Source organism: Micromonospora sp. RB23, from assembly GCF_053585025.1.
Window position 1 is genome coordinate 1082802 of the sequence record NZ_CM132111.1, and the last position, 25688, is coordinate 1108489.

Annotated in this window: 23 protein-coding genes; 11 read left to right on the forward strand and 12 right to left on the reverse strand. The window is 72.9% G+C overall.

The annotated features are described in order from the left end of the window. Positions 1–3: 3 nt before the first annotated feature. The gene (locus tag ACTFTM_RS05050) at positions 4–1281 is read left to right on the forward strand and encodes an ABC transporter permease (protein WP_449564695.1); all 1278 of its coding nucleotides are present in this window, start codon (positions 4–6) and stop codon (positions 1279–1281) included. Positions 1282–1353: 72 nt separating this feature from the next. On the opposite strand, the gene gap is transcribed toward ACTFTM_RS05050, so the two are convergent. Further along, positions 1354–2364, reverse strand: coding sequence for a type I glyceraldehyde-3-phosphate dehydrogenase (gene gap, locus ACTFTM_RS05055; RefSeq protein WP_449564696.1), 1011 nt, complete (start codon positions 2362–2364; stop codon positions 1354–1356). A gap of 4 nt (positions 2365–2368) precedes the next feature. Then, positions 2369–2962, reverse strand: coding sequence for a TetR/AcrR family transcriptional regulator (locus tag ACTFTM_RS05060; RefSeq protein ID WP_449564697.1), 594 nt, complete (start codon positions 2960–2962; stop codon positions 2369–2371). Between the two features lie 89 nt (positions 2963–3051). On the opposite strand from ACTFTM_RS05060, the gene ACTFTM_RS05065 reads away from it, so the two are divergent. The 3 genes from ACTFTM_RS05065 (at position 3052) to ACTFTM_RS05075 (ending at position 5950) form a co-directional block, all read left to right on the forward strand. After that, positions 3052–3762 carry a cytidine deaminase gene (locus ACTFTM_RS05065; protein ID WP_449564698.1) on the forward strand — a complete coding sequence of 237 codons (711 nt, stop codon included), beginning with the start codon at positions 3052–3054 and terminating at the stop codon, positions 3760–3762. Positions 3763–3897: 135 nt separating this feature from the next. Further along, entirely contained in the window at positions 3898–5178 is a 1281-nt protein-coding gene (locus ACTFTM_RS05070) for a thymidine phosphorylase (RefSeq protein ID WP_449566543.1), read from the forward strand. Between the two features lie 91 nt (positions 5179–5269). Next, a complete protein-coding gene (locus ACTFTM_RS05075) occupies positions 5270–5950 on the forward strand; it encodes a DUF4272 domain-containing protein (protein ID WP_449564699.1) in 681 nt (226 codons plus the stop codon). Positions 5951–5952: 2 nt separating this feature from the next. On the opposite strand, the gene ACTFTM_RS05080 is transcribed toward ACTFTM_RS05075, so the two are convergent. After that, complete coding sequence (locus ACTFTM_RS05080; RefSeq protein ID WP_449564700.1) at positions 5953–6867, reverse strand: putative RNA methyltransferase; 915 nt, start codon at positions 6865–6867, stop codon at positions 5953–5955. Position 6868: 1 nt separating this feature from the next. Next, positions 6869–7360 (reverse strand): MarR family winged helix-turn-helix transcriptional regulator, encoded by a 492-nt coding sequence (locus ACTFTM_RS05085; RefSeq protein ID WP_449564701.1) that lies wholly within the window; start codon positions 7358–7360, stop codon positions 6869–6871. Between the two features lie 59 nt (positions 7361–7419). On the opposite strand from ACTFTM_RS05085, the gene ACTFTM_RS05090 reads away from it, so the two are divergent. After that, positions 7420–7833, forward strand: a complete 414-nt coding sequence (locus tag ACTFTM_RS05090) for a PPOX class F420-dependent oxidoreductase (protein WP_449564702.1) — start codon at positions 7420–7422, stop codon at positions 7831–7833. 45 nt (positions 7834–7878) lie between these two features. Then, positions 7879–8952, forward strand: a complete 1074-nt coding sequence (locus ACTFTM_RS05095; protein WP_449564703.1) for an adenosine deaminase — start codon at positions 7879–7881, stop codon at positions 8950–8952. Between the two features lie 6 nt (positions 8953–8958). On the opposite strand, the gene ACTFTM_RS05100 is transcribed toward ACTFTM_RS05095, so the two are convergent. Then, a complete protein-coding gene (locus tag ACTFTM_RS05100) occupies positions 8959–9276 on the reverse strand; it encodes a hypothetical protein (RefSeq protein WP_449564704.1) in 318 nt (105 codons plus the stop codon). Between the two features lie 502 nt (positions 9277–9778). Here ACTFTM_RS05100 and ACTFTM_RS05105 point away from each other — a divergent pair. The 4 genes from ACTFTM_RS05105 to ACTFTM_RS05120 all read left to right on the forward strand — a co-directional run bounded on the left by ACTFTM_RS05105 (position 9779) and on the right by ACTFTM_RS05120 (position 14862). Then, positions 9779–13390 carry a nitrate- and nitrite sensing domain-containing protein gene (locus tag ACTFTM_RS05105; protein WP_449564705.1) on the forward strand — a complete coding sequence of 1204 codons (3612 nt, stop codon included), beginning with the start codon at positions 9779–9781 and terminating at the stop codon, positions 13388–13390. Further along, positions 13387–13791 carry a roadblock/LC7 domain-containing protein gene (locus ACTFTM_RS05110; RefSeq protein WP_007455462.1) on the forward strand — a complete coding sequence of 135 codons (405 nt, stop codon included), beginning with the start codon at positions 13387–13389 and terminating at the stop codon, positions 13789–13791. The genes ACTFTM_RS05105 and ACTFTM_RS05110 overlap by 4 nt, the downstream gene beginning before the upstream one ends. A gap of 98 nt (positions 13792–13889) precedes the next feature. Then, positions 13890–14267, forward strand: coding sequence for a DUF742 domain-containing protein (locus ACTFTM_RS05115; RefSeq protein ID WP_357130437.1), 378 nt, complete (start codon positions 13890–13892; stop codon positions 14265–14267). Position 14268: 1 nt separating this feature from the next. Then, positions 14269–14862 carry a GTP-binding protein gene (locus ACTFTM_RS05120; protein ID WP_334628720.1) on the forward strand — a complete coding sequence of 198 codons (594 nt, stop codon included), beginning with the start codon at positions 14269–14271 and terminating at the stop codon, positions 14860–14862. Between the two features lie 234 nt (positions 14863–15096). On the opposite strand, the gene ACTFTM_RS05125 is transcribed toward ACTFTM_RS05120, so the two are convergent. Together ACTFTM_RS05125 and ACTFTM_RS05130 are read right to left on the reverse strand one after the other, a co-directional pair. After that, positions 15097–17502, reverse strand: coding sequence for a transposase (locus ACTFTM_RS05125; RefSeq protein ID WP_449566544.1), 2406 nt, complete (start codon positions 17500–17502; stop codon positions 15097–15099). Positions 17503–17541: 39 nt separating this feature from the next. After that, on the reverse strand, positions 17542–18510 hold the full coding sequence (locus tag ACTFTM_RS05130) for a DNA primase (RefSeq protein ID WP_449564706.1): 969 nt from the start codon (positions 18508–18510) through the stop codon (positions 17542–17544). A gap of 160 nt (positions 18511–18670) precedes the next feature. Between ACTFTM_RS05130 and ACTFTM_RS05135 the strand changes: the two genes are divergently transcribed. Then, positions 18671–19012, forward strand: coding sequence for a PadR family transcriptional regulator (locus ACTFTM_RS05135; RefSeq protein ID WP_449564707.1), 342 nt, complete (start codon positions 18671–18673; stop codon positions 19010–19012). Positions 19013–19024: 12 nt separating this feature from the next. Here ACTFTM_RS05135 and ACTFTM_RS05140 read toward each other — a convergent pair whose 3' ends face one another. From ACTFTM_RS05140 to ACTFTM_RS05160, 5 genes are all read right to left on the reverse strand, one after another. After that, a complete protein-coding gene (locus ACTFTM_RS05140; RefSeq protein WP_449564708.1) occupies positions 19025–19699 on the reverse strand; it encodes a permease prefix domain 1-containing protein in 675 nt (224 codons plus the stop codon). A gap of 68 nt (positions 19700–19767) precedes the next feature. Further along, complete coding sequence (gene cydC / locus ACTFTM_RS05145; RefSeq protein WP_449564709.1) at positions 19768–21552, reverse strand: thiol reductant ABC exporter subunit CydC; 1785 nt, start codon at positions 21550–21552, stop codon at positions 19768–19770. Continuing rightward, a complete protein-coding gene (gene cydD, locus ACTFTM_RS05150) occupies positions 21549–23225 on the reverse strand; it encodes a thiol reductant ABC exporter subunit CydD (RefSeq protein WP_449564710.1) in 1677 nt (558 codons plus the stop codon). The genes cydC and cydD overlap by 4 nt, the downstream gene beginning before the upstream one ends. Further along, positions 23222–24229: a cytochrome d ubiquinol oxidase subunit II gene (locus ACTFTM_RS05155; protein WP_449564711.1), complete on the reverse strand. Its 1008-nt coding sequence runs from the start codon at positions 24227–24229 to the stop codon at positions 23222–23224. Before ACTFTM_RS05155 ends, cydD begins: the two co-directional genes overlap by 4 nt. Positions 24230–24239: 10 nt before the next feature. Then, the gene (locus ACTFTM_RS05160; RefSeq protein ID WP_449564712.1) at positions 24240–25490 is read right to left on the reverse strand and encodes a cytochrome ubiquinol oxidase subunit I; all 1251 of its coding nucleotides are present in this window, start codon (positions 25488–25490) and stop codon (positions 24240–24242) included. Positions 25491–25688: the final 198 nt, after the last annotated feature.

Consider the following 25688-nt stretch of genomic DNA (forward strand, 5'->3'; position numbering starts at 1 on the left):
CGCATGTCCACCATGGCTGTCCCCGACGTCGCGGTCGGCGTCGACGAGGGTTTCTGGACCCGGGCCCGTAAGGTCGGCCTCTCGCTGACGGCGCTCGGCGTGCTGGCGGCGGTGCTGTTCGGGGCGCTCGCCACCGATCAGCAGGCCCGGTTCACGCTCAGCGACGACGCGGCCGGCGCCGCCTTGGAGATCAACGGCACGATCGGCGCGATCCTGTTCGGGATCATCGCGATCGCGGCCGGCGCGGCGCTGCTGGCCGGGGTGCCGAAGCGCTGGTTCCTGCCGGTGCTCGGCGTGGGACTGGTCGCCTTCGTGCTCTCCTTCCTCTGCTGGCAGGTCTCCGCCGCGCCGACCGGGCAGAACTTCATGCCCCTGGTCAACATCATCCGAGGCACGTTCATCCTGGCCCTGCCGCTGATCTTCGGTGCGCTCGCCGGTGTGCTCTGCGAGCGGTCCGGTGTGGTCAACGTGGCCATCGAGGGGCAGTTGCTGATGGGCGCGTTCAGCGGCGCGTTGTTCGGCAGCATCTCCGGCAGCGTCTGGGTGGGTCTGGTCGCCGCCGCCATCGGTGGCGCGTTCATCTCGCTGCTGCTGGCCGTCTTCGCCATCCGCTACCTGGTGGACCAGGTCGTCATGGGCATCGTGCTGAACCTGCTGGCCGTCGGCGTCACCGGCTTCCTCTACGAGCGGCTGATGCAGACCGACGCGGAGCGGTACAACAGCGCGCCGCGCTTCAGCAACTGGGAGATTCCGCTGCTCAAGGACATCCCGGTGCTCGGACCGGCGCTGTTCCGCGGCAACATCTTCCTCTACCTCGGCCTGCTGCTGGTGCTGGTGATCCACATCGGGCTGTTCCGTACCCGGTGGGGGCTGCGGACCCGGTCGGTGGGCGAACACCCGATCGCCGCCGACACGCTCGGCGTCCGGGTGCTGCGGGTGCGGTATCGCAACGTGCTGCTGGCCGGTGTGGTCGCCGGTATCGGTGGCGCGTCGTACACGCTGGCGCTCTACTCGTTCACCAAGAACATGATCGGCGGTAAGGGCTTCATCGCGCTGGCCGCGCTGATCTTCGGCCGCTGGAACCCGACCGGGGCGCTGCTCGCCGCGCTCTTCTTCGGCTTCGCCGACCAGCTCGCCACCTACCTGAGCGCGATCAACAGCTCGATCCCCAGCCAGTTCCTGGCCATGCTGCCGTACCTGGCGACCATCCTGGCGGTCGCCGGCCTGGTCGGTCGGGTCCGGGCGCCCGCCGCGGACGGCAAGCCGTACATCAAGGGCTGACACCTGAAGGCGTGCCCGGCGGGACGTCCCGCCGGGCACGCGCACAGCGCTCGCCCGCGAAGCCCACCCGCGTCAGGCCGCCGCGGTCGCTCCGATCCGCTCGGAGAACTCCACGAGGCGGTTGGAGAAGCCCCACTCGTTGTCGTACCAGCCGAACACCTTGACCTGGTTGCCGACGGCCTCGGTCAGCGGCGCGTCGAAGATCGACGAGTAGGGGTTGCCGACGATGTCCGCCGAGACCAGCGGCGCCTCCGAGTACTGCAGGTAGCGCCGCAGCCCCTCGGATGCGGCCGCCTCGCGGAACGCCGCGTTGACGTCCTGGACGTCGGCGCGCCGGCGCAGGACCACGGTGAGGTCGGTGATCGAGCCCGTCGCGACAGGCACGCGCAGTGCGGCGCCGGTGAGACGCCCGTCGAGCTCCGGGATAACCTTGCCGATCGCGCTCGCCGCGCCCGACGACGTCGGGATGGTCGAGACGGCCGCCGCGCGGGCGCGGCGCAGGTCGGAGTGTGGCGCGTCGTGGAGCCGCTGGTCGCCCGTGTAGGCGTGGACCGTGGTCATCAGTCCCGACTCGATGCCGAACGAGTCGTTGAGCACCTTCGCCAGCGGTGCCAGCGAGTTCGTGGTGCAGGAGCCGTTGGAGAAGACGTCGTGGCTGTCCGGGTCGAGCCGGTCGTCATTCACCCCGAGAACGAACGTGGGCACGTCCCCCTTGGCCGGCGCCGAGACGATGACCTTCCGCGCGCCGCCCTTGAGGTGGGCCGCCGCGGCGTCGCGGCTCGTGAAATGGCCGGTGGACTCGATCACGACGTCGACGCCGAGGTCACCCCACGCGATGCTGGCCGGGTCGGACTGTGCGAAGACCTTCATGCGCGTGCCCTGAACGACGATCGCGTCGCCGTCGAGGGCGACGCCGTCCAGGTGGCCGGAGACCGAGTCCCACTCGAGCAGGGTGGCCAGCGTGCGGGCGTCGGTGAGGTCGTTCACCGCGACCACCTCGACGTCGGCCTTGTTCGCCAGGGCGGCGCGCAGGTAGGTGCGCCCGATCCGTCCGAACCCGTTGATGCCGATGCGTACCGTCATGGCTTCAGTTCCTCCTGTTGTTCTCGTGGTCGAGCCCGGCTGGTGCCGCCGCCCGGAGCAGGGCGAGAGCGCCGGAGCGGGCATCGTCGAACGGGCCCGGGTCCTGCTGGGCGATCGCGAGCACATAGCCGCCCTGGAGGACCGCCATCAGGGTGTTGGCGAGTTGCTCCGGGTCGAGGTCGTCCCGCAGTTCGCCCGCGGCGACGGCCTCGCGCAGCACCCTGACCCAGCTGACGCGGACCTGGGCGAACGCGCGCGACACCGGGGCGAGCAGCACCGGGTCCTCGCGGACCTGCGGGTCCTGGGTCATCCGGCCGACCTTGCAGCCCTTGAGGGCGTCGCGGGGACGCATCAGGTGTGCCTCGATCCGAGCCATCGGGTCGCCCGGAGCGTCGAGTTCGGACGCGGCCGGCAGCAGCTCGGCGACGTTGCGTTCGAGGGCGGCGAGCGCGAGATCCCGCTTGGTCGGGAAGTGGTGGTACATGCTGCCCTGGCCCACGCCGGACCGTTCCCGGACGTCACGCGGGCTGGTGTCGGCGTAGCCGCGCTCCCACATCAGCTCGCTCATCGTGTCGACCAGTAGTTGTCGCGAGTCCATGGCGTCACTGTACATACCAGTAGGTACAGGATGCCCGTGGACCCCGCCCTGCCCGCTCCTGACCTGGGCCGCTTGGGCAGAATGACGGCATGACCGACATTGACTGGGCGCGGCTGCGCGCTGCCGCCACCGAGGCGATGCGGCATGCGTACGCGCCGTACTCGACCTTTCCCGTCGGCGCGGCCGCACTCGTCGACGACGGTCGCGTGGTGGTCGGCTGCAACGTGGAGAACGCCGCCTACGGGGTGACGCTCTGCGCCGAGTGCGGCGTGGTGTCCAGCCTGCACGCCACCGGCGGTGGTCGGCTGGTCGCGCTCTCCTGCGTCGACGCCACCGGCGAGCCGCTGATGCCGTGCGGCCGGTGCCGACAACTCCTCTGGGAGAACGGCGGCCCGGAGTGCCTCATCGAGACGAAGACCCGCCCACTGCGGATGGCTGAGCTGCTGCCACACGCCTTCGGCGTGGAGGACCTGGAGGCGGTGACCGGTGAGACGCCGGTGCCGGTCGTCCCGGAGCGGCTGGCCGCCTGGCGCGGCCGCGGCACCGTCTTCGTGCACCCGGACATGTCCGCCGGACAGCAGGTCTGGACGGCGTACTGGGAGCGGTCCGCCGGGGACGACTCGGGCGCCGAGACCGGTGTGCTGGAGGAGGCGCCGAGCTGGGAGGATCCCGCCGAGGCGATCACCTGGGGAATGGCCCGGACGCCCCGTGTCGTCGTGGTGGACGAGACCGGCACGATCTTCTGGGCGGGCGAGGGGGAGCCGCCTTTGGAGATCCCGGTTCGGTGGTCTGCCTCTTGAGGTTGGGGGGATTGGGCCGACCGTGCCCGGCTCCGGGCGGTCAGGCTTGATCCCTGCGCCGGGCACGGTCGGCCCCCGCCCCGACGTAATGGACCGCCGTGGGTCGGGATCTGCAACAGACGAGGGAAAGATCATCTGATGGGTTTTGCTGCTGTTGATGTTATTCGGGTCAAGCGGGACGGGGGTGTGCTGTCGGACGCGCAGATCGACTGGGTGATGGACGCGTACACCCGGGGGGTCGTCGCCGACGAGCAGATGTCGGCGCTGGCCATGGCCATCCTGCTCAACGGCATGACCGGCCCGGAGATCGCCCGGTGGACCGCCGCGATGATCGCCAGCGGTGAGCGGCTCGACCTCTCGGCCGTACGGCGTCCCACCGTCGACAAGCACTCGACCGGCGGCGTCGGCGACAAGATCACGCTGCCGCTCACCCCGTTGGTCGCCGCCTGCGGCGCCGCCGTTCCGCAGCTCAGCGGACGCGGCCTCGGGCACACCGGCGGCACGCTGGACAAGCTGGAGTCCATCCCGGGCTGGCGGGCGGCGCTGACCAACGACGAGTTCATCAGCCAGCTCGGCGAGGTCGGCGCGGTGATCTGCGCGGCCGGCGCGGGGCTCGCCCCCGCCGACCGCAAGCTGTACGCGCTGCGCGACGTGACCGGCACCGTCGAGGCGATCCCGCTGATCGCCAGCTCGATCATGAGCAAGAAGATCGCCGAGGGCACCGGAGCGCTGGTCCTCGACGTCAAGGTCGGCTCGGGCGCCTTCATGAAGTCCGTCGACCAGGCCCGCGAGTTGGCGCGCACGATGGTGGAGCTGGGTGGCGCGCACGGCGTACGGACGGTCGCCCTGCTCACCGACATGTCGACCCCGCTCGGCCTGGCGATCGGTAACGCGGTCGAGGTGACCGAGTCGGTCGAGGTGCTGGCCGGGGGTGGGCCCGCCGACGTGGTGGAGCTGACCCTCGCGCTGGCCCGGGAGATGCTCGACGCCGCCGGCCTGCCGGACGCCGACCCCGAGGCCGCCCTGCGCGACGGCCGGGCGATGGACTCCTGGCGGGCGATGATCCGGGCGCAGGGCGGCGACCCGGACGCGCCGATGCCGGCCGCCGGCGAGGTCGAGGTGGTCCGGGCCGAGCAGGACGGGTACGTGGCGGCCGTCGACGCGTACGCCATGGGGGTTGCGGCCTGGCGGCTCGGAGCGGGCCGGGCCCGCAAGGAGGACCCGGTCAGCGTCCCGGCGGGTGTGGTGTTGCACAGGCGGCCGGGTGACGCGGTGCGGGCCGGCGACCCGATCTACGAGCTGCGCGCGGAGGATTCGACCCGAATTCCGGCGGCTCTGGCGGAGGCAAGTCGCGCGGTGCATATTGCGCCGACCGCGCCGGCCGCCACACCCCTGGTCATCGAGCGGATCGGCTGACCGGGCCGGGGTCGGGTCGGCATGGTGCCGGCCATCTGGGAGCGCTATTGTCGCAGGCCAAAGGCGTGGCGCGCAGACAGGAAGTTGCCCCGTGACCGTACCTGCCCCCGACCCCCGCGAGGTGCGTGAGGCGAGCCTGGACGAGTTGTCCCGGCTCGGTCTGCCGCTGCCGCCGGCCCAGTTTCCGCTCGTGTGGGAGCCGGGTGACGCGATCGAGCTGCGTCCCCGGGCCGAGATCGAGGCGCGCATCGCGGTGCTGCACCTCATCCTGGCCCGCTGCTTCGGGATGCCCCCGCAGGCGGCGATGAGCTGGCTGCTCGGCTCGCACCTGGTCGAGATGGTCACCCCGCCGGAGTGGCAGTTCGTGATGGGCGGCAAGGGCGACCACCGTTCGTTCGTGCTGCACCACGACGCGCTCTTCGCGCTCACCTGGGTGTTGGGGTTGAGCAAGCAGCTCGACCCGACCCTGTCGGTGGACGAGCGGCTGGTCGAGCGGCTGCCGCACATCGCCGAGGGGGAGACGTTCGGGCACTGGCAGTCCCGCATCCTCGCTGCGCCGCAGCACCCGGCCGACGCGGCGGCCCTGCTCGACCTGCACTACTGCCTGGACTGGGCGTACCTGGAGACCGAGCGCAACGGCCGCCCCCTGCCGGGCCTCGTCGACGCCAACGCGATCGGGCAGCGGCGCTGGGCGCTGGAGTGGGCGGTGATCCTGCGCGGGCCCTACCACGACGAGCCGCCCGGCTGGGAAGAGGTCGACCTCTCGACCTGAGGTCAGCGGGGCCGGTAGGCGTCGAGTCGTACCGCCACGGACACCCGCACGGGCTCGGGCAGCGCGGCCAGCCGTTCGGTGAGCGCGGCCGGGTCGGTGTGCCAGGCGCTCGGACCCATCCCCACCAGCGTGGCGACCTCCGGTCGGGTCAGGGCCAGCTCCGCGCGGTGCACCGTCGAGCCGGTCGGCGTGAAGTGACCACCGAGCGTGGCGGTGACCCGGTCCGCCTTGTCCGGGTCCACCCGGAGCAGGCGCAGGGCGTCCACCAGCTCGGTGAGATGGTCGGCGGCGGGCGTCACCACCAGCAGCGTGCCCCCGGGGTCGAGCACGCGGTGGAACTCCGGGCCGTTGCGCGGGGCGAACACGTTCAGCAGCACGGCCGCCGCGCCGTCGGCCAGCGGCAACCGCTGCCAGGTGTCGGCGAGCGCCGCGGCCGCCCGGGGGTGCGCCCGCGCCGCGCGACGCAGCGCCGGCTTGGAGACGTCCAGGGCCAGACCCACGGCGTCCGGCAGCGCCGCCAGCACCGCGCCGAGGTAGCGGCCCGTGCCCGCGCCGACATCCACCACCAGGGGGTACGCGTCGGAGCCCTCGACCCGTACCCCGGCTGTTGTCTCCCCGGAAGCGGACGCGGGCGTGGCGCGGAGCCGCGCGGTTGCCTCGGTCGCGGCGGCGGCGAGCGCGGCCGAGATGATGTCGTAGTGGCCGGCGGCCTGGAACTCCGCGCGTGCGGCCACCATCTCGGCGCTGTCGCCGACGTGCGGTGACCGACCGGTGAGCAGGTTCACGTAGCCCTGGCGCGCGATGTCGAAGGTGTGTCGGCGTCCACAGCGCAGCGCGCGGGCGGTGCCGACGGTCGTCTCGGCCAGCGGTTCGCCGCAGACCGGGCAGCTCAGCCGGTCGAGGATGCGCGGGTCCACGTCAGGCGTCCAGACCCCGGCGGGGACGGGGTGCGCGGCTCTGCGCGAGGTGGTCGACGACCCGATGGGTGAACGCGCCGAGCGCCTCGACCTCGGCCGGGGTGAGCAGGTCGAGGAAGTGCTGCCGGACGGCGGTCACGTGGCCGGGGGCGGCGGCCTCGATGGCGCTCCGACCGGCCCGGGTGAGCACGACGATCGCGCCGCGGGCGTCGTCCGGGCACTCCTCCCGGGTCACCAGGCCGCGCTGCTGCATCCGGGTCAGGTGGTGGGAGAGTCGACTGCGGGACCAGAGCATCCGGTCCGCCAGTTCGCTGAGACGCAGCCGTCCCTGCGGCGTCTCGGAGAGGTCGGAGAGCACGTCGTAGTCCGGCTCGGACAGGCCGGCGTTCTGGGTCAGCTCCCGGGCCAGTTCCAGGTCGAGCAGGCGACGCATCCGGCGGTAGCCCCGCCAGGCACGGTCCTGGCGCTCGTCCAGCCACCGGGTCGCCTCCATGCCGCTCAGCCTAGCGTCTTGGTTGACATGTCATCGAAGCGCCTCCTACGGTCGATGACATGTCAACTAATCTGTGGGACCTCTTCGGCGCCCGTGGACGCGGCGTGCTCGTCACCCTGCGCCGCGACGGCCGACCCCAACTGTCGAACCTCGACTACCTGGCCGAACCCGGGTTGATCCGCTGCTCCACCATGGGCGACCGGGCGAAGGTGCGCAACCTGCGCCGCGACCCCCGGGCCAGCTTCCACGTGACCACGCCGGACGGCGGCGCGTACGCGGTCGCCGAGGGGACCGTGACGCTCACCGAGCCGGCAGCGACAACCCGCGACGCGGCGGTCGACGAACTGGTCGAGGTCTACCGGGGGATCCGCGGCGACCACCCGGACTGGGCGGACTACCGCGCCGCGATGGTCGCCGACGGGCGGGTGGTCCTGCGACTCGCCGTCGACCGCGTCTACGGCTGGCCCGGATGAGCGGGCTGGCGTGGCCGTCCCCAGCAGGCTGACTAGGGTCTGAGCATGGTCGCAACAATCCGGTACGAGGACATCGTCAAGGTCCCGAAGGCGCTGCTGCACGATCATCTCGACGGCGGGCTGCGTCCGGCGACGATCGTCGAGTTGGCGGCGGAGGTGGGGCACGAGCTGCCCACCACCGACCCGGAGGCGCTCGGCCGCTGGTTCTCCGACGCCGCCGACTCGGGTTCGCTGGAGCGCTACCTGGAGACGTTCGCGCACACCGTCGCGGTCATGCAGACCGGGCCGGCGCTGCGCCGGGTGGCGCGCGAGTGCGCCCTGGACCTGGCCGCCGACGGCGTCGTCTACGCCGAGGTGCGTTTCGCTCCCGAGCAGCACCTGGAGCGGGACCTGAGCCTGGACGAGGTTGTCGAGGCCGTGCTGGCCGGGTTCGCCGAGGGGACCGCCCAGGCTGTCGAGGCGGGCCTGACCATCCGCGTGGGCACCCTGCTCACCGCCATGCGGCACGCCGCCCGCTCCCAGGAGATCGCCGAACTGGCCGTGCGGCACCGGGACGCGGGCGTGGTCGGGTTCGACATCGCCGGCGCCGAGGCGGGCTTCCCGCCCACCCGCCACCTGGACGCCTTCGAGTACCTCCAGCGGGAGAACTTCCACTTCACCATCCACGCCGGTGAGGCGTTCGGGCTGCCGTCCATCTGGCAGGCGATCCAGTGGTGCGGCGCGGACCGGCTCGGCCACGGCGTACGCATCGTGGACGACATCGCCCCGGACGGCACGCTCGGTCGGCTGGCCGCGTACGTCCGGGACAAGCGGATTCCCCTGGAGTTGTGCCCGTCGTCGAACGTGCAGACCGGTGCCGTGGCCTCGATCGCCGAGCACCCGATCGGTCTGCTGCGGGACCTGCGGTTCCGGGCCACCGTGAACACCGACAACCGGCTGATGAGCGGCACCTCCATGTCCCGGGAGATGTCGCTGCTGGTGGAGACGTTCGGCTACGGCTGGCGTGAGCTGCAGTGGTTCACCATCAACGCGATGAAGAGCGCCTTCATCCCGTTCGACGAGCGGCTGCGGATCATCGACGAGGTGATCAAGCCGGCGTACGCCAAGCTGCTGCCCTGACCCTCGTCAGCCCCGCGGGTGGTCCTGCCGGTGGTGGGTGTGGTGGCCGGCGAGCAGGCCGGCCACCCGGCGCAGCACCTCCCGGGCCCGGGCCGCCTCGGCGCCCAACCCCGTCTGGCGGCGGAGCACCTCGGGTTCGGCCCGCAGCAGGGCCACGCCGCGCCGGACCAGCACCCGGGGCGCCTTGCGCTGCTCGGACAGGTCCCGGGCCAGCCGGCGCAGGAACGTCGCTCCGCGTGGACGGCGCAGCGCGTACGCCCCGGCGAGCAGCCCGCGACGGCGGCACTCCTCGACGATCTCGGCGGCGAAAATCCCTTCGGCCACGAAAAGTGGCGATCCGTCGACATCAAATGGCCGGGTGGCTACCCGTCGATCCGCGCCGATCGCATAAACCGGCACATCGGCACGGCCCTCGCGGGCCAGTTGCGCAATCGTTTCGACGGCCGTCAAGGCGTCCCAGGACTGCGGTGATTCCCAATCGACCTGGCCGTTTCGTCGCGGCAACGTAGGGTCATCGCCGTCTTTGTAGAAGTCGTCAAGGCACAGCACAGGTAGACCAGTTTGCTGCGCTATGTACGACTTTCCGGAGCCTGAGGGGCCGGCGAGCAGGACAACGCGGTGGGGATGATCCATTACCTTCAGTTACTCCGGCCAGACGGACTGCTATCAAATCGCATCAACATCTCATCACACCTTCGGCGGGTGACAACCTGGGCTTTCTTCTTGCCGAGCGTCGTGATGGAATCTCGGGGGTCCGACCCGCCGGGTCGGTCGCTGGGCGTTGCCCGGGGCAACGCGTTCAAGCTGTAATCGCGAGGGCGGTGACGTGAGCAAACGGCCAAAGACGGCGGGCTCCTTCCTGTCGCGGCTGCGCCGGCCGGCCAGCCGACTCCGGGACATGCCGATCTGGTCCAAGCTCGGTCTCATCATGATCGTGCCGACCATCGCCACGGTCGTTGTGGGCACCAGTGGTCTCGTCGACCACCTGGAGACGCTCAACAATGCCAACCGGGCCGGCGACCTGGCCAATCTGTCGAGCTATTCGGGTGACCTGGTCGACAAGCTCCAGGACGAGCGGACCTCCGCCGTGCTGCTGCTGCAGGCGACCGGGACGCAGCCGAAGGCGCAGTACCAGGAGGCCTACAACCGGGCGAACACCCGGGTCGACCAGACAATGACCCCCTACCGGCAGCAGCGGGGCGACGTGGAGGACCTGCCGGGCAGCCTCGAGGGCCTGCTCGGCGGCATCGACCAGAGCCTCAAGGACCTGCCGGGCGTTCGCAGCCAGGTGTTCAACGGCAAGCTCAAGCTCGCCGAGGCCGTCCAGGCGTACGAGGGTCTGATCAACGACCTGCTCGCCATCCGGGACTCGGCCACCCAGCTCGCCGGTAACAACGAGCTGAGCGACAAGATGCGGGCCGCGGCGGCGGTCGCCCGGGAGAAGGAGTTCCTCTCCCTCCGACGGGTCGTCGTGCACCGCGCGCTCGGCGTGCAGGGTGGGCAGCGGCTCACCCCCGCGCTGCGCACCGACTACATCGCCAGCGGCACCGGCCAGCAGCAGGCGCTGCAGAGCTTCAAGGCGGTGGCCAGCCCGGACGAGGCGAAGTTCCACGACCAGACGGTCGCCGGCGGTGACCGGCGCGAGGCGCAGAACTACATCGGCTGGATCGACGGCAACACCACCGGCGACATGCGCGGCGCCCCGTTCGGCCCGGACCAGTGGGAGTCGGCCATGACGGCCAACGCCAAGCTGATCCGCGCCGTGGAGACGAAGCTCGACGGTGACGTGGTCGCCGAGGCCGACAACCTCCGGTCGGACGTCCAGCGCCAGGTGTTCCTGGAGACCGGCCTGCTGCTCAGCATGCTGCTGCTGGCCATCCTCTTCGCGTACCTGGTCGCCCGCTCGATGGCCCGGTCCCTGCGCGAGCTGCGCCAGGGCGCCCTCTCCGTCGCCCAGTACGGTCTGCCGCAGGCGGTGGCCCGACTACGCGACCCGCAGGTCGTCGGGCAGCTCTCCCCGGTGCAGCTGGCGAACCAGATCGCCGAGCCGCTGCCGGTCCGCAGCAAGGACGAGTTCGGTCAGGTGACCGAGGCGTTCAACGCGGTCCACCTGGAAGCCGTCCGCACGGCCGCCGAGCAGGCGGCGCTGCGCGCCTCCGTCGCGACCATGTTCGTCAACCTCGCCCGTCGTTCCCAGATCCTGGTCGACCGCCTCATCGGTCACCTCGACCGGTTGGAGCGCGGCGAGGAGGACCCGGACCGGCTGGCCGAGCTGTTCCAGCTCGACCACCTGGCCACCCGGATGCGGCGCAACGACGAGAACCTGCTCGTTCTCGCGGGTGCCGACTCCACCCGTGTGCAGCGCGAACCGGCGGCGCTCATCGACGTGCTGCGCGCCGCGCAGTCCGAGGTCGAGCACTACACCCGCATCGAGTTCGGTGTCATCGACCGGGACATCGAGGTCGCCGCGCACGCGGTCAACGACCTCGTGCACCTCGTCGCCGAGCTGTTCGACAACGCCACCGCGTTCTCCCCTCCGGACTCGCAGGTCATGGTCGAGGCCCGCCGGGTCGGTGACCGCGCCTCGCTCTACGTGGAGGACCGCGGCATCGGCATCAGCCGCGAGCAGCTGCACGAACTCAACGACAAGCTCGCTACGCCGCCCCAGGTGGACGTGGCCGTCTCCCGGATGATGGGCCTGGTCGTGGTCGCCCGCCTGGCGTCGCGCCACGGCGTACGCGTCGAGCTGCGTCCCGGGTCCGACCGCGGCACGGTCGCCGACGTGACGATGCCCACCTCGGTGCTGGTGCCCCGGGCGCTCTCCGGCCGGGTCCAGCAGCCGCCGGCTCTGCCCGCCGCCGGTCCGCAGTCCGCCGCGCCGTCGCCGGTCCTCGGCGCGCTGCCCGCGCTGGGCAACGGGTCGCGCCCCGGCGAGTCCGGCAACCAGGTCACCCTCGGCGGTCGGCCGTTCGACCCGGCTTCGCGCAACGGTTCCGGCACGCCCGCCAACACCGGCGGGTACCGCTCGATGCCCGCCTGGTCCGACCTGACCGGCGCGAGCGCGAGCGCGACGAACGGCGTCAACGGCGGCGACGGGTTCACCCCCCGCACGGCCAACGGGCAGTCCATCGACCCGCTGCCGCAGCGCCGGGCCGGCGACGAGCCGAACGGCGGCCAGCAGCCGGGCATCCCCCGGCAGTTGCCCAGCAGCCCGGAGGCGCAGCCGTACTCCGCTCCGCCGGTCTCCGCCCAGCCCTACTCCGGCGCGCCGGTCTCCGCCTCGCCGGCGTCCGGCCAGCCGTACTCCGGCCAGCCCTACTCGGGTGCGCCGTACGGCAGTCCGCCCGTGTCCGCCGCGCCCGCCTCGGGTCAGCCGTACGCCGGTCCGCCGGTGTCCGCGTCGCCCGTCTCGGCCTCCCCGGCCTCCGGTCAGCCGTACTCGGCGCCGCCGGTCTCCGGCCAGTCGTTCAGCGGCTTCACCCCCCGGTCCGCCCCGCCCGCCCCGGCGCCCAGCACCCCGGCGCCGCCGGCCTGGCCGCCGGTACCCGGCGGCGAGCGGGAGACGCAGACCCCGCCGGTGCCCGAGCGGCTCGCCGCCGCCCTGGACATGACGACGGAGCTGCCCCGGGTACCGCGCCCCGGCGAACAGCCGACCACCGCGGCCCAGCCGCCGGCTCCCGCGCCGCAGGCGTCGCCGGTCACCGCCCGGCAGGCTCCGACGCCGGCCCAGACGTCGTCGGCCCGTCCGGCGCCGCAGCAGCCGCAGGCCCAGAACCGCCAGCGGTACGCCGACGAGACCATGGAGCTGCCGATCTTCCGGGAGCTCGAGTCCGCCTGGTTCCGTACCCGCCGTCCGGGTCCGGAGGAGGCCGGCAACGCGCCGTCGACGAACGGCGGCGGCGGCGACGCGACCCAGCAGTTCGCTGCGGTCGATGCCACCGGTCGGGCAACCAAGACACCACCCGGAACGACAGGTAACACACCGATGGCAGACACTCCGACGGCCGGAGGAGCGCCGCGGGACAACGGGTCGACAGCGAACGGCGGCGTACGCCCCGACCTCGCCGAGAGCCTGCCGAACCGCCGGCCCCAATCGCAGAGCAACGGCTGGCAGACCGCCGCCGACGACGGCTGGCGTGCCGCCTCGGCAGCGGCCAGCGCGGCGCCGGTGAACGAGACCACCACGACCGGCCTGCCCAAGCGCAAGCCGATGGCGCAGCTGGTGCCGGGCGCGGTGGAGAAGCCCGCCACCTCGGTCCAGCGACGCTCCCCGGAGGCGGTCCGTGGCCTGCTCTCCGCCTACCATCGGGGCGTGCAGCGAGGGCGTAGCACCTCGGACAACCCGACCAGCCCGGAGGAGACTCCGGGAGGGCAGCAATCCTCGCAGTCTGGCTCAGGCCCAGCGGCCGGGAGCGGGCAGAAGGAGCAAGAAGGATGACAACTACGCAGGATCTTGGTTGGCTGCTGGCCAACTTCGCCGATCGGGTGCCGGGTGTCGCACACGCGGTCGCCGTCTCGGCGGACGGCCTGCTCCTCGCGTCGTCACGGGACCTGCCGCGGGACCGGGCAGACCAGCTCGCCGCGATCGCGTCCGGTCTGGTCAGCCTGACCCAGGGAGCGGCCCGCTGCTTCGAGGGAGGCGCGGTGCTGCAGACCGTCGTGGAGATGGACAATGGCTTCCTGTTCCTGATGTCCATCTCGGATGGTTCGTCCTTCGCCGTGTTGGCGGCCCGCAGCTCCGACGTCGGGCAGGTCGGCTACGAGATGGCGCTACTGGTCGACCGGGTGGGCGACGCCCTGACCCCGCAGCCGCGCGCGGCCGCGGGCATGCTGGGCTGACGTCTCGCCGATCGTGCGGTCGGCGCAACTGATACGACAAGAACGACGAGTTCCACCGGTGGGAGCCGGTACGGGGTGCGAAGGAGGTGAGCGGCGACATGGCCGATCGTGACGAACCGACCGGAGCGTTGGTCCGTCCATACGCCGTGACCCGTGGTCGAACCCGTCCCCGGCTCGACATCGCGCTGGAGGCGCTCGTCGAGACGACGGTGCGCGGCCGGGCCACTGCCAATGGCAGCGGAGGCCAAGGTCGCGAACACCAGTACATTGCCGCGCTGTGTGACGGACGCGTGCAATCGCTCGCCGAGATTGCGGCGCGGATGCAGCTGCCGCTCGGTGTGGCCCGGGTGCTCATCGCCGACATGGCGACGGACGGCCTGGTCGCGGTCCACGAGCCGACCATCCTGGACGACTCCGACGACGCGGTGGGCACTGAACTGCTGGAGAGGGTGCTGAGTGGACTTCGCAGGCTCTGACATGTCGCACCGCCCACCGACCCCGAGTGGGCGCGTGACGTCGGCGAAGATCGTTATCGCCGGTGGATTCGGCGTCGGTAAGACGACGCTGGTCGGCTCGGTCTCGGAGATCACGCCGCTGACCACCGAGGCCATCATGACCTCGGCCGGCGTGGGCGTCGACGACACCCGGCAGGTGCCGGGCAAGACGACGACCACGGTGGCCATGGACTTCGGCCGGATCTCGATCGACCGTGACCTGATCCTGTACCTGTTCGGTACGCCGGGTCAGACCCGATTCTGGTTCATGTGGGACGAACTGGTGCGGGGTGCGATCGGTGCGGTCGTGCTGGTGGACACCCGCCGGCTGGCCGACTGCTTCGCGGCGATCGATTTCTTCGAGCACCGGCGGCTGCCGTACCTGGTGGCCATCAACTGCTTCGACGGGATGCAGTACCACGACCCGCAGGACGTCCGGGACGCCTTGGCGATCTCGAGCGACGTGCCGGTGGTGGCCTGTGACGCCCGTAACCGGGAATCGACGAAGCACGTGCTGATCTCGCTCGTCGAGTACGTGCTCACCATGCGTCGTACCCGCGCCGTCGCCCCTGCCTGACCGGTAGGGTCCCGCGCCCGGTGGTGGTTCCGGCCCCACCGGGCGGGCGATGCTGCCCACCACACGCGACCAAAAGATCCTGGATCGGCCTCGCAGGGCCCTTCCAGGATTTTTTGCGCCCCGGGCAGTGCCGCGGTGACGGTGCGGCCCGCCGAGTTGGCTCCTGAACGCACTTCCGCCCCCAGCCGGAGGGGCGGCAGGGGGCGGAAGGAGGAACGGACGCTACAGAGGCGCTCAGGACTGGTAGCCGGCGGAACGGTACTCGTACTCGCGGTCGTCGTCGCGGTCGCCGTGATCGCGGCTGAAGTCCCAACCACCGGCGGCCTCGCGACCCGGACGGCCGCCCACCGCGAACCCACCGATCTCCTGGCCGCGACGCCAGCCACGGAAGTAGCCCGTGGTGTTCTCCGCGAGGCTCGCCGCGTCGCGCACTATCCGCAGTGGGCGCTCCTCGCGCAGCGGGGAACCCGGCACCAGGTTGGCCTGCGGAACGCGCTTCGGCAGACCGGCGTTGGTCTCGGCGCCGACCGCGGGGCGGGCGGCCTGCTCGGCGGCCTGCCATCCGGTGTCGGCAGTGGTCGACCAGTCCAGATCGGACTCGTCCTCGCCGTGGCCCACGAACCAGGCGGACTTGGCCTGCGCGAAGATCAGCAGGTCTCCGTCACCCTCGTCGGCGACCGGCGGAGGCCGGTGCTCGACCGGGGGTGGCGGCCGGTGCTCGGCGGCCCGCTCGACGAGCGGCGCGGGACGGCCGTTGCGGGTGGCCTGCTCGCGGTCGACCAGCCGCAGCGGCGGAGTGTCCAGACGGGACTCGCCCGAGGGCGGGTTGAGCCCTTCCCGCAGCGCCCGGTCGGCCAGCGGCGGCGGCTCGACCAGCCGCAGCATGGGAGGCTCCTGGGGCAGGTCGTCGGCCAGCCAGGGCGGCGTGACCCGCCCGTCGGCCCGACCCGGGTCCGTCGGGGCCTCGACGCCGCGGTTGCCGCCGTACGGGTAGGCGACCGGGTTGTTCGGTGAGCTGTCGGCCGGGTCCTCCGGGTTGTTGACCAGAGGCCAGTTGGCTCGGGACCCGGGCGGTGCGGACTCCTGCTCCGGCCGGGGAGCGGGCACCGGGATGCTGAGGTCGGTGACGCTGAAGCCACCGGTGGGTGGGTCCTGGACCGACGGACGTTGCTGGGGGCTCTGCCGCTCGCCGTTGGTCTTCGGGCGGGGCGGGATGACCGTACGCTGCCGCTCGGCACGCGCGCTGTTGATGGCGGCGGTGGTCAGCGTCGGCCGGAACGGCTCGCCCGCCTCGGCTGGCGGCACCGCGCCCCGCTGGGCCGGCGCGATCGGGGTGATCCCCGGCGGCGGTGGCGGGGGCGACGAGACCGGGCGGTTCGTCGGACCGTCGATGCGGCTCGGGGCCGGCTCGGCACGGCCGGGCGGCGCGGACACCGGCGGGCCGGCCATGGCGGCAGGCGCGACCGGCGCGGGCGCGACCGGTGGTGGGGTGACCGGGGCGGGTGCGACCGGCGGCGGGCCGAGTGGCCGGGGCGACGCCAGAGGCGCGCTGCCCGGCGCGGGCTCCGGCCTGCTGCGTCGGCCGCCGACGGGCGTGGGCTCGGCGGGGGTCGGGGTCGGTCGGACGGAGCGCAGGCCGGTGCCGGTGCTGGCGCTCCCGAGGCCGGTCAGCTCGCCGACCGCTTCGCCGCGTCGGGCGGCGGCCCGGCGGCCGGGGGCCGGCGCGGGGGTGCTGACGCGGGCGCTCAGCGCGCTCACCAGCGCCTCGCAGCCGGCGTCGCAGGCCCGTACGGAGGCGACGGCCTGCCGGACCGTCTCGGCCACGGCGGAGGTGAGCGCCCGGTTGACGGCGGCGCGACGTGGCGTCTCCGAGATGGCGACACGCAACGCGGTGACCGCTTCGTTGATCTCCTCGGCGTCGGCGACCCCGTCCGCCGCGAGGTGCGCGGCGATGGCGTCCGCGGCGACGGAGACCTCGCGGCCGCGGGCGATGGTGCCGCCGAGCATGCCCGGCTCGGGCAGCGCGTCCAGCACGGCCAGCGAGACCGGTTCGGCCGGGTCCGGGTACGCGCGCAGCGCCGCCGGGTACAGCTCCCGCAGCACCTCGCGCAGCGCCACGGCGGCGGAGTGTCGGCCGCTGGCCAGGGCGGCGTGGGCGGCGAGCACCTGCTTGTAGCCGGCGAGGTCCCGGGGCGCCGGCAGTGTGACGGCGGAGAGAGCGCCGGCCTGCAACGCGCGGGCCAGACCGACCGCCCGGCGCTCGGCCGGGGGCGACTGCATCTCCTCCAGCGAGTCGTCGTCGGCGAAGCGCTCGGCGAAGTCGTCCACCGAGTCGTCGTCGGCGATCGCCAGGGGCCGACCCGCCGCGCTCAACAGCGAGGTGACCGTGTGGTCGTCGCTGTCGGCGGCGATGGCCGCACCGCTCGGCCCGCCCGACCGCTCCACGAGCAGGGCGACGAGCTGGGCGTAGCCAGCCGCGTCGTCGCCGATCTCGCAGACATGCAGCAGACGGCCTGCGTCGTCGACCACAGCGGACGTCAGCGTCGAACCGGCCGAGGCCGGTCGGTCAGCCGGATCCGCCGAGGCCAGACCGCAGTACACGCGCACGAGCGCCACGGCGTCGTCCTCCTCCCGGGACAGGTCTTCCTACTGCCAGCAACTGATGCTCCCCGGTACGGGTCAGTCGCGCCAGTCCACCACCGCAGAGATCTTGCCGACAATGGTGCGCCAACCCAAACTCGCGGTCTGTGCCCCGATCTTCTTCAGCCGTCGCCGGCCCATGAAGGCGCCGATGCCGCCGTTGGCCGTGGCGCGGAGCGCCTCGTCCAGGTCGTCCAGGCTGGAACCGGCGGAGAGCATGTCCAGGACCGCAGGCAGGCGCAACGCGTACGACAGGTCGCGGGCGACCTCGCCGGCCTCGATCAGCAGGGTCGAATCCCAGGTGTCGTGACCGCCCCGCAGGTTCTCCACGACGAGGTCGAGTTCGTACGTGTCCTCGTCGAGCGGCACGATGTCGGCCGGCTCCACCCGTTCGGACAATTCATTCCAGCTGTCCAGTTGGGACAGGTCGTTGGGCGCGCCGGAACGGACGAAACTCACCAGCGACTCGGGGGTCTTGAACAGCAGCAGCTTGCCCCGGTGGCTGAGGAAGACGGGCACTTCCTCGTCGTCCGCCTCGTCGGTGGCGTCCTCGTCCTCGTCTTCGTCCGCGTCGGCATCCGCGTCCGCGTCGCCGTCGCGGCGACGGCGGGAGGGCTTCTCCTCCTCGTCGGCGTCGGCGAACTCCTCGGCCAGCTCCTCGTCGAGGATGACGACGGTCTCGTCGTCCTCCTCCTCGATGACCTGGCGGCGGGCGAGGAACGGGTCGTCCTGGTCGCGCTCGGTGACGTCGGTCGGGGTCAGCGAGCCGGCCGGCCGGTACGCGCGAAGGGTGAAGCCGGTGCCGGCGGGCAGGGCGATCTCCACCGGGTCGATCCGCAGCTCTTCCCAGAGCGACCTGTCGACCGCCGCGCGGGGGGTGTCGTCGGCCTCGTCGGCTTCGTCTGGCTCGGCCGGGCCGGTGGTGTCGTCGAGCTCGGGCTCGTCGGCGTCGGGCCGTTGGGGCGACTGGCGGGCCACGCTGACCTCCGTGTGCTTCGGGTTGCCCACCCGCCGGGGTCTCCGCCCGGCGAGTGACTCTGGGCACATACCCTAGTCGGCGACTCGGGAAGCCCGGAGCCCGCACCCCGGTGGCCGGCCGAGCAACGTCCCGTACCTGCGGGTGCGCGACGGTGGCGGACCGGCGTTCGGACAAGTAGCGTAGCTACACATGAAGGCCCAGTCGCTGCACGGTCACCTCGACGCCCTTCTCCTCGCCGTCCTCGAACAGGGCGCGCTGCACGGCTACGCCATCATCGAGTCGCTCCGGAGCCGCAGCGCCGGCAGCCTCGACCTGCCCACCGGCACGATCTATCCGGCGCTGCGCAGGCTGGAGCGCGCCGGGCACGTGGCCAGCACCTGGAGCACCGTCAACGGGCGGGAGCGGCGGACGTACCAGCTCACCGACTCCGGCCGCCGCGCGCTGGCCGGGGAGCGGGCCGGGTGGCAGGAGTTCTCGGCGACGGTCGGCCGGTTCCTCGACCCGGGCAGCCCACCCGTCACCCCCGCCTGAGCGGCGACCTGGTCAGCGGGCGATCGCCCGTACCCAACCGCGCGCCGCTCGGGTCAGCGAGAAGTACGCCGCGCCGGCCACCACCATGCCGACGATCATCGGCGGCCACGTCAGCGCCGCCTCCCACAGGTCGACCGACCACGCGAAGAGAGCGCCACCGGCCACCATGCCGAGCACGAGCGTGCCGGTCAGGGCGATGCCCACCGCCCGCTGCGCCACCGCCAGGTGGGGTCGTGACGACCGTGCGCCCGCCCAGACCACCAGCAGGCCGGTCACCGCGAGCAGCAGCCCACCGAGCCAGATCCAGTCGACCGAGGCGGACAGCAGCCGGTAGGCAGCGGGCGGCTGCGGGCCCGCGCTCCAACTCGCCCCCCGCCAGGTGAGATCACCGGCCACCACCGCCACCCCGGCCACGGCCAGCATCCGCAGGGAGAGGCCGCGCAGGGCGGCCACCGCCAGCTCCGCCTGCCAGGAGGGCAACACCTGCGCCGGCGCGCCGAACTCGGCCACCGCCCGGCGCTGCGCCTCCGTGGGCGGCACACCCCTTTCGCGGTACGCGTCGACGGCGTCCAGCAGGTCGTGACGCGCCTCGGTCAACAGCTCGGACTTCAACCGTGCCGGGCCCTGCAACCGGGACTCCAGCACCCGCAGGTGCTCCTCGACCAGGAAGTCCTCCGCATGCCGCATGGCACTACCCTGCCACGGGCACGACGGCGTCCACGTCGGGGAGAACCCTGGTCCGTCCCCGAAACACCTCAGGGCGCCAGCGCCAGGTACCCACGCTCCGCCGCCGCCTGAAGAAGCCACTGGTCCCGGTACCAGCCAGGGGTGGCGACCAACTCGACGTGCCGGCCGCGTTGGATCACCCGACCGCCGTCGAGGACCACGATCTCGTCCAGGCCCTCCAGCCCACTGAGCCGGTGACTGATCAGCAGGACCGAGTGCCCGGCCGGGGTGGCGGCGAGGGCGGACGCGAGCACCGCGTCCGCGGCGGCCGGATCCAGCCCCTCGGTGGGCTCGTCGAGCACCAGCACCGGCGGCGCGGCGAGCAGGGCCCGGGCGAGCGCGAGCCGCTGCCGCTGGCCGCCGGAGAGTTGACCACCCTCCTCGCCGACCAGGGTGTCCCAGCCGGCCGGCTGGGCGTTGACCCAGTCCAGCAGGCCGGCGGCCGTCATCGCCCCGGTCAGCTCGGCCTCGCTCGCCCCGGCCCGGCCGAGCAGCAGGTTCTCCCGGACGGTGGCGTGGAAGACGTACGCCTCGGCGAGCAGTCCACCGACGACCCGGGGCAACTCCTCCTCGCCGTACGCGGACAGGTCCCGATCGGCCAGGGTGACGTGGCCGGCGGCGGGGCGGACCGCGCCGGTCAGCACGGCGGCGAGGGTGCTCTTGCCGGCGCCACTCGGGCCGACGACAGCGATGCGCCGGCCGGCGGGCAGGTCCACGCTCACCCGGTCCAGCGCGGGCGCGGCACCCGCCCGGTATCGCACGCTCACCTCGGCGAAGCGCAGGTCGTGCGGGCCGGACGGTGCGGCCCCGGCGCCGGGGGACGTGTGGGCGGGCGGGGCGGCGTCGAGGAGGGCGGCGACCCGGGTCAGGCCGGGCCGCAACTGGGTCCACTGCCGGGCGGCCGAGACCAGGGCCAGCGCCACCTCCACGGCGGCCAGGGTGCCGACGGCCAGCACGCCGACGAGGACGCCCCGCACGTCGGAGGCCAGGGCGACCAGCACCACGGCGGCGGCGGTCAGCCCGGCGACCAGCACCCCGGCCGCGTCCACCGCGAAGCCGGTGGCCGCCAACCGGCGTTCCAGGCGGGCCAGCCGGCCGGCCCGCTGTTCGGCGGCGCGCAGCGCGGAGTCGGCCGCCCCGAACGCGGCCAGGTCGGCGGCGCCGTGGGTGAGGTCGACGGCGTCGGTGGCCAGCGCGCCGCGCAGCGGCGCCACCTCCGCCGCGCTGCGTCGGGTGACCACGGTGGCCAGCGCGGGCAGCGCCACACCGGCGACGACCAGCCCGAGGGCGAGTACCCCGGCGGCCGGCGGCGAGATCAGTACCGCCCCGACCACCGCCAGCACCCCGACCAGGGCGGCCGCCGCGCCGGGCACCAGGACCCGCAGCAGCAGGTCCTGGACCGCCTCGACGTCGGAGACGAGTCGGCTCAGGACGTCCCCGGAGCGGTGCTGGGCGTCGCGACGGGCCGCGAGGGTGGCGAAGACCCGGGCCCGCACATCGGTGATCATGCGCAGGACCGCGTCGTGCCCGGCGAGCCGCTCGGCGTACCGGAAGACACCCCGGCTGATGGCGAGGGCCCGGACCGCCACGATCGCCACCGTGAGGCGGTCCAGCGGCGGTCGGCCGGCGGCGCTCATCAGCAGCCACGTCGCGGTGGCCATCAGTGCGAGGCCGGCGAACTCGGTGGCGGCGGCGAGCAGCCCGGCACCGACCAGGCGACCCAGGTACGGGCGGGCCAGCCGCAGTACGGCACGCTCGGCGGGTGCCGCGTCGGCGCTCGGCGCGGGGTCCACCGGCCCTGGCACGGTGTTCATCGGGCCACCTTCGGAGTCGGCTCCGGCGTCAGCTCGGTGACCCGCCCGTCCTCGACGCGCAGGACGCGGTCGGCGTCGGCCAGCAGCGCCGGCCGATGCGCGACCAGCAGCGCGGTCCGGCCCGCGACCAGCCGGCGGGTGGCGTCGAGCACCACCGCCTCACTGGCCGAGTCCAGCCGCGCGGTGGGCTCGTCGAGCAGCACCACCGGCGCGTCCCGCAGGAACGCCCGAGCCAGCGCCACCCGCTGCCGCTGCCCACTGGACAGCCCGTGGCCGCGCTCGCCGAGCAGCGTGTCCAGACCGTCGGGCAGGCCGGCGACCACGTCGTCCAGGGCCGCGTCCCGCACCGCGGCGGCGACCGCCTCATGCCGGGTGTCCGGCGCGCCGAGCCGGATGTTGTCGGTCAGCGAGGCGGCGAACAGGTGGGCGCGCTGCGGCACCCAGGCGAGTTGTCGACGCCAGGCGTCCAGGTCGGCGGTGGCCAGGTCGATCCCGTCCACGGTGACCCGGCCGGCGGTCGGCGTCACGAAGCCGAGCAGCAGACCGAGCAGGGTGCTCTTGCCGGCCCCGCTGGGCCCGATGACGGCGATCCGCTCGCCGGGCCGGATGGTCAGGGTCACGTCGCGCAGCGCGGTGGTCCGCTCGTACGCCACGGTCACCGCCTCGAGGTGGATCTCACCGCGCCCGTCGGGGACGGCCGCGCCCTCGGCGGCGCGGGGGGTGGCCGGCGCGGCGGAGACGGTGAGCGCCTCGTCCAGCGCCGCGAGCCCCTCCATGCTGGCGTGGAAGCGGCTGCCGGCCGCCCGCAGCGGCAGGTACGCCTCCGGGGTGAGCAGCAGCACCAGCAGCGCGGTGTGCAGGGCCAGACCGCCGCCGAGCAGGCGGATGCCCACCGGCACCGCGACCAGCGCCACCGAGAGGGTGGCGACCAGCTCCAGCACCAGCGCGGAGAGGAACGCGATCCGCAACGTCTTCATGGTGGCGAGCCGGTGCCCGTCGGCCATCCGGCGTACCACCTCGGTCTGTGCCCGGGCCCGACCGAACGCCCGCAGCGTCGGCAGCCCGGCGACCATGTCCAGGAAGTGCCCGCCCAGCAGGGAGAGCCGCCGCCACTGCCGCTCGGTGGCGGCCTGCGCCTGCCAGCCCAGCAGCGCGCCGAAGACCGGGATCAGCGGCAGCGTCAACGCGATGATCAGCGCCGAGCTCCAGTCGGCGAGGACGATCCGCGCCAGCACCGCCACCGGCACCGTCACGCTGAGCACCAACTGCGGCAGGTATCCGGTGAAGTACGCGTCCAGCGCGTCCAACCCGCGCCCGGTGAGGGTGGCCAGCTCGCCGGCCCGCTGCCCCGCCACCCAGCCCGGCCCGTGCCGACCCACCGCGCCGAGCAGGTCGGCCCGCAGCGTGGCCTTGACCGTGGCGGCGACCCGCGCGGACACCGTGCCCTGCGCCCAGACCAGTGCCGAACGGGCGGCGACGGCGAGCACGAAACCCGCCAGCGCCGGCCGGTTCAGGCGCCCGTCGAAGGCGGTGGCCAGCACCGCCGCCAGGGCGGTGGCCTGCGCGACGATCAACGCGGCGGCGACCACGCCGAGGAGCGCGAGCACGGCGAGATCGCGCCGGGCCGCGGGGACCCGACGCAGCAGACGCGGGTCGAACGGACGGCGGTTCACCAGTACACCGGTGCCCTACCGTCGGTCCGTCCCCGGAAAACCCACCAGCACATCGCCTGGAAGCCTAGTAGGGCCGGCAGGAGCGGCAGCGCCACCCAGCCGAGTAGGCGCAACGTCGGTGCGCTGGCGGCGGCGTCGGCCACCGTCAGCGAGACGCCCGGGTCCGCCGTGGACACCAGCACGTAGGGCCACAGGGCCGCGCCGACAAGCGCCACCGGCAGCGCCAGGGCCGCGCCGGTGCCGACCAGGGCCCACCCCGGCCGCCGCCGCGCCAGCGCCGTGCGGGCCGCCAGCAGCGCCACCACCAGCAACACCGGCAGGAGTACGGCCACCGCCGGTCGCTGGACGGCGTCGCGTACCCGCGAAGAGAGCAGGCCCGCGACGGTGGCCAGGCCGACGGCGCAGAGTGCCACCGGCACCAGCCGGCGGGCCGTGCGCCCGGCCACGGCGGCGGCGTCGGCCGGCAGGCGCAGCGTGAGGAACGTCGCACCGTGCACCGCGACCAGTGCGAGCATGGCCAGCCCGGTGGCGGCGGCGAACGGGGTGGCCAGGTGCGACACCCCCGCGACGTGCCCGTCGGTTTGGCGGGGCAGGCCCTGCAACAGCGCGGCCAGCACCACACCCCAACCGAGCGCGGCGAGCGCGCTGCCGACCACGATCACGCGGTCCCAGCGGGCGCGGATCCGCTCGTCGCCCGGTCGGCTGCGCAGTTGCACCCCGGCGGTGACCAGGACGACCCCGGCCAGCGCGCCGGCGACCGCCGGGTAGCAGCCGGCGAGCAGTTCCCCCTCCAGCACCGGGAAGGCGCCGAACAGGATGCCCACGGCGGCGACCAGCCAGACCTCGTTGCCGAGGAAGAACGGCCCGAGGGCGGTGAGCGTGGCCCGCCGTCCGGCCGGAGCGCCGCCCCGGGCGAGCAGCAGTCCGACGCCGTAGTCGTAGCCGGCGAGCACCAGGTAACTGGCGAAGAAGAGGCCGAGCAGGGCGTACCAGGCGAGGTCCACGGTGATCTCCTCAGGCGAGCACGGGTTCCGGCTGGGCCGGTTCGGTGGGTGGCGCCGGCGGGCGACCGAGAGCCGGGTCGGCGGCGCCGCGGGCCGCGTGCCGGGCGAGCAGCACCCAGTTGGTGACGGCGAGGGTGCCCAGCAGCAGGCTGAAGCCGATCAGCGAGGTGAGCATCACCGGTGCGCCGACTCCGGAGACCGCCTGTTCGGTCGGGAGCAGCCCGTACGCGACCCAGGGCTGGCGGCCGACCTCCCGGGCGATCCAGCCGAGGATCACCGCGACGAACGGCAGCGGCGCGCCGAGCAGGATCAGCCAGAGCGGGAAGCGCAGCCGGATGATCCAGTCCCGGAAGAGCAGCGGCAGCAGGAACCAGACGCAACCGAGCGTGAACCCGATCAGGATCATGAAGCCGAGCCCGACGCTGGCCAGTGCCGGCGGGGTGTAGTCGCCCGGGCCGAACCGGGTGGTCCACTCGGCGATCAACGCCTGGGCCTCCGGCCCTTGGGAGAACTTGGTCGGCTGCACCTCGCCGACCGGCCCGAACTGGGCGAACCCGAAGCCCTGCACCATGGTGATCGCCAGCGCGGCCGTGACCAGGCCGATCCGCAGCGAGGTGCGGAAGAGCGCGAAGTCGGGCGTACGCCGGATCAGGTGCCACGCGCTGACCGCCGCCATCAGCATCCCGCCGACCAGGAGCGCGGCGGAGACCACGTGCCCGAACGCCATACCGAGGCTGGGATTGGTGAGCAGCGCCCCGAAGTCGGTGAGGTGGGCGATGCCGTCGCGGACCTCGTACCCGACCGGGTGTTGGAGCCAGGAGTTCGCCACCATGCTCCAGAAGGCTGAGGCGTACGCCGTGAGCGCCACGCCCCAGAGCAGCGCCAGGTGGACGCCCTTGCGGAGCCGGTGCCAGCCGAAGATCCACATCCCGAGGAACGTGGACTCCAGGAAGAACGCCACAAGCGTCTCGATTGCCAGTGGCGCGCCGAAGACGTTGCCGACGTAGCGCGACAGGCCGCTCCAGTTCAGCCCGAACTGGAACTCCATCACGATGCCGGTGGCGATGCCGAGCACGTAATTGATCACGTAGAGCTGGCCCCAGAACCGGGTCAGCCGCTCCCACTTCGGGTTGCCGGTGAGCACCCAGGCGGTCTGCATGCCGACCAGCAGGGTGACCAGCCCGAGCGTGACGACCACGAACAGGAAGTGGATCGACGTGGTGGTGGCGAACTGGAGGCGAGCGAGGAGCAGCGTGTCCATGGCCGACTCTTTCCTAGCTGTTGGCTCCCTTGCCATAGCAACACTACACGTAGACTAGCTACATATTAATACTACTACGCCCTGTAGTAATAAAGATCGCACTGATCCCAAGATCACCGCAGGCCCCCAAACTCCCGCGATCTTGCACTTTCTGCGGTCACAAAAGGTGCATTACCTCCCGTATCAACAACAGGAAGT

What these genes read in the sequence shown, in the direction of transcription:
- ACTFTM_RS05135 (WP_449564707.1), top strand. Translation starts at nt 18,671, where the DNA reads ATGAAGGCCCAGTCGCTGCACGGTCACCTCGACGCCCTTCTCCTCGCC.
- ACTFTM_RS05090 (WP_449564702.1), top strand. Translation starts at nt 7,420, where the DNA reads ATGTCAACTAATCTGTGGGACCTCTTCGGCGCCCGTGGACGCGGCGTG.
- ACTFTM_RS05110 (WP_007455462.1), top strand. Translation starts at nt 13,387, where the DNA reads ATGACAACTACGCAGGATCTTGGTTGGCTGCTGGCCAACTTCGCCGAT.
- ACTFTM_RS05085 (WP_449564701.1), bottom strand. Translation starts at nt 7,360, where the DNA reads ATGGAGGCGACCCGGTGGCTGGACGAGCGCCAGGACCGTGCCTGGCGG.
- ACTFTM_RS05160 (WP_449564712.1), bottom strand. Translation starts at nt 25,490, where the DNA reads ATGGACACGCTGCTCCTCGCTCGCCTCCAGTTCGCCACCACCACGTCG.
- cydC (WP_449564709.1), bottom strand. Translation starts at nt 21,552, where the DNA reads ATGAACACCGTGCCAGGGCCGGTGGACCCCGCGCCGAGCGCCGACGCG.
- gap (WP_449564696.1), bottom strand. Translation starts at nt 2,364, where the DNA reads ATGACGGTACGCATCGGCATCAACGGGTTCGGACGGATCGGGCGCACC.
- ACTFTM_RS05060 (WP_449564697.1), bottom strand. Translation starts at nt 2,962, where the DNA reads ATGGACTCGCGACAACTACTGGTCGACACGATGAGCGAGCTGATGTGG.
- ACTFTM_RS05065 (WP_449564698.1), top strand. Translation starts at nt 3,052, where the DNA reads ATGACCGACATTGACTGGGCGCGGCTGCGCGCTGCCGCCACCGAGGCG.
- ACTFTM_RS05095 (WP_449564703.1), top strand. Translation starts at nt 7,879, where the DNA reads ATGGTCGCAACAATCCGGTACGAGGACATCGTCAAGGTCCCGAAGGCG.
- ACTFTM_RS05140 (WP_449564708.1), bottom strand. Translation starts at nt 19,699, where the DNA reads ATGCGGCATGCGGAGGACTTCCTGGTCGAGGAGCACCTGCGGGTGCTG.
- ACTFTM_RS05050 (WP_449564695.1), top strand. Translation starts at nt 4, where the DNA reads ATGTCCACCATGGCTGTCCCCGACGTCGCGGTCGGCGTCGACGAGGGT.
- ACTFTM_RS05115 (WP_357130437.1), top strand. Translation starts at nt 13,890, where the DNA reads ATGGCCGATCGTGACGAACCGACCGGAGCGTTGGTCCGTCCATACGCC.
- ACTFTM_RS05120 (WP_334628720.1), top strand. Translation starts at nt 14,269, where the DNA reads ATGTCGCACCGCCCACCGACCCCGAGTGGGCGCGTGACGTCGGCGAAG.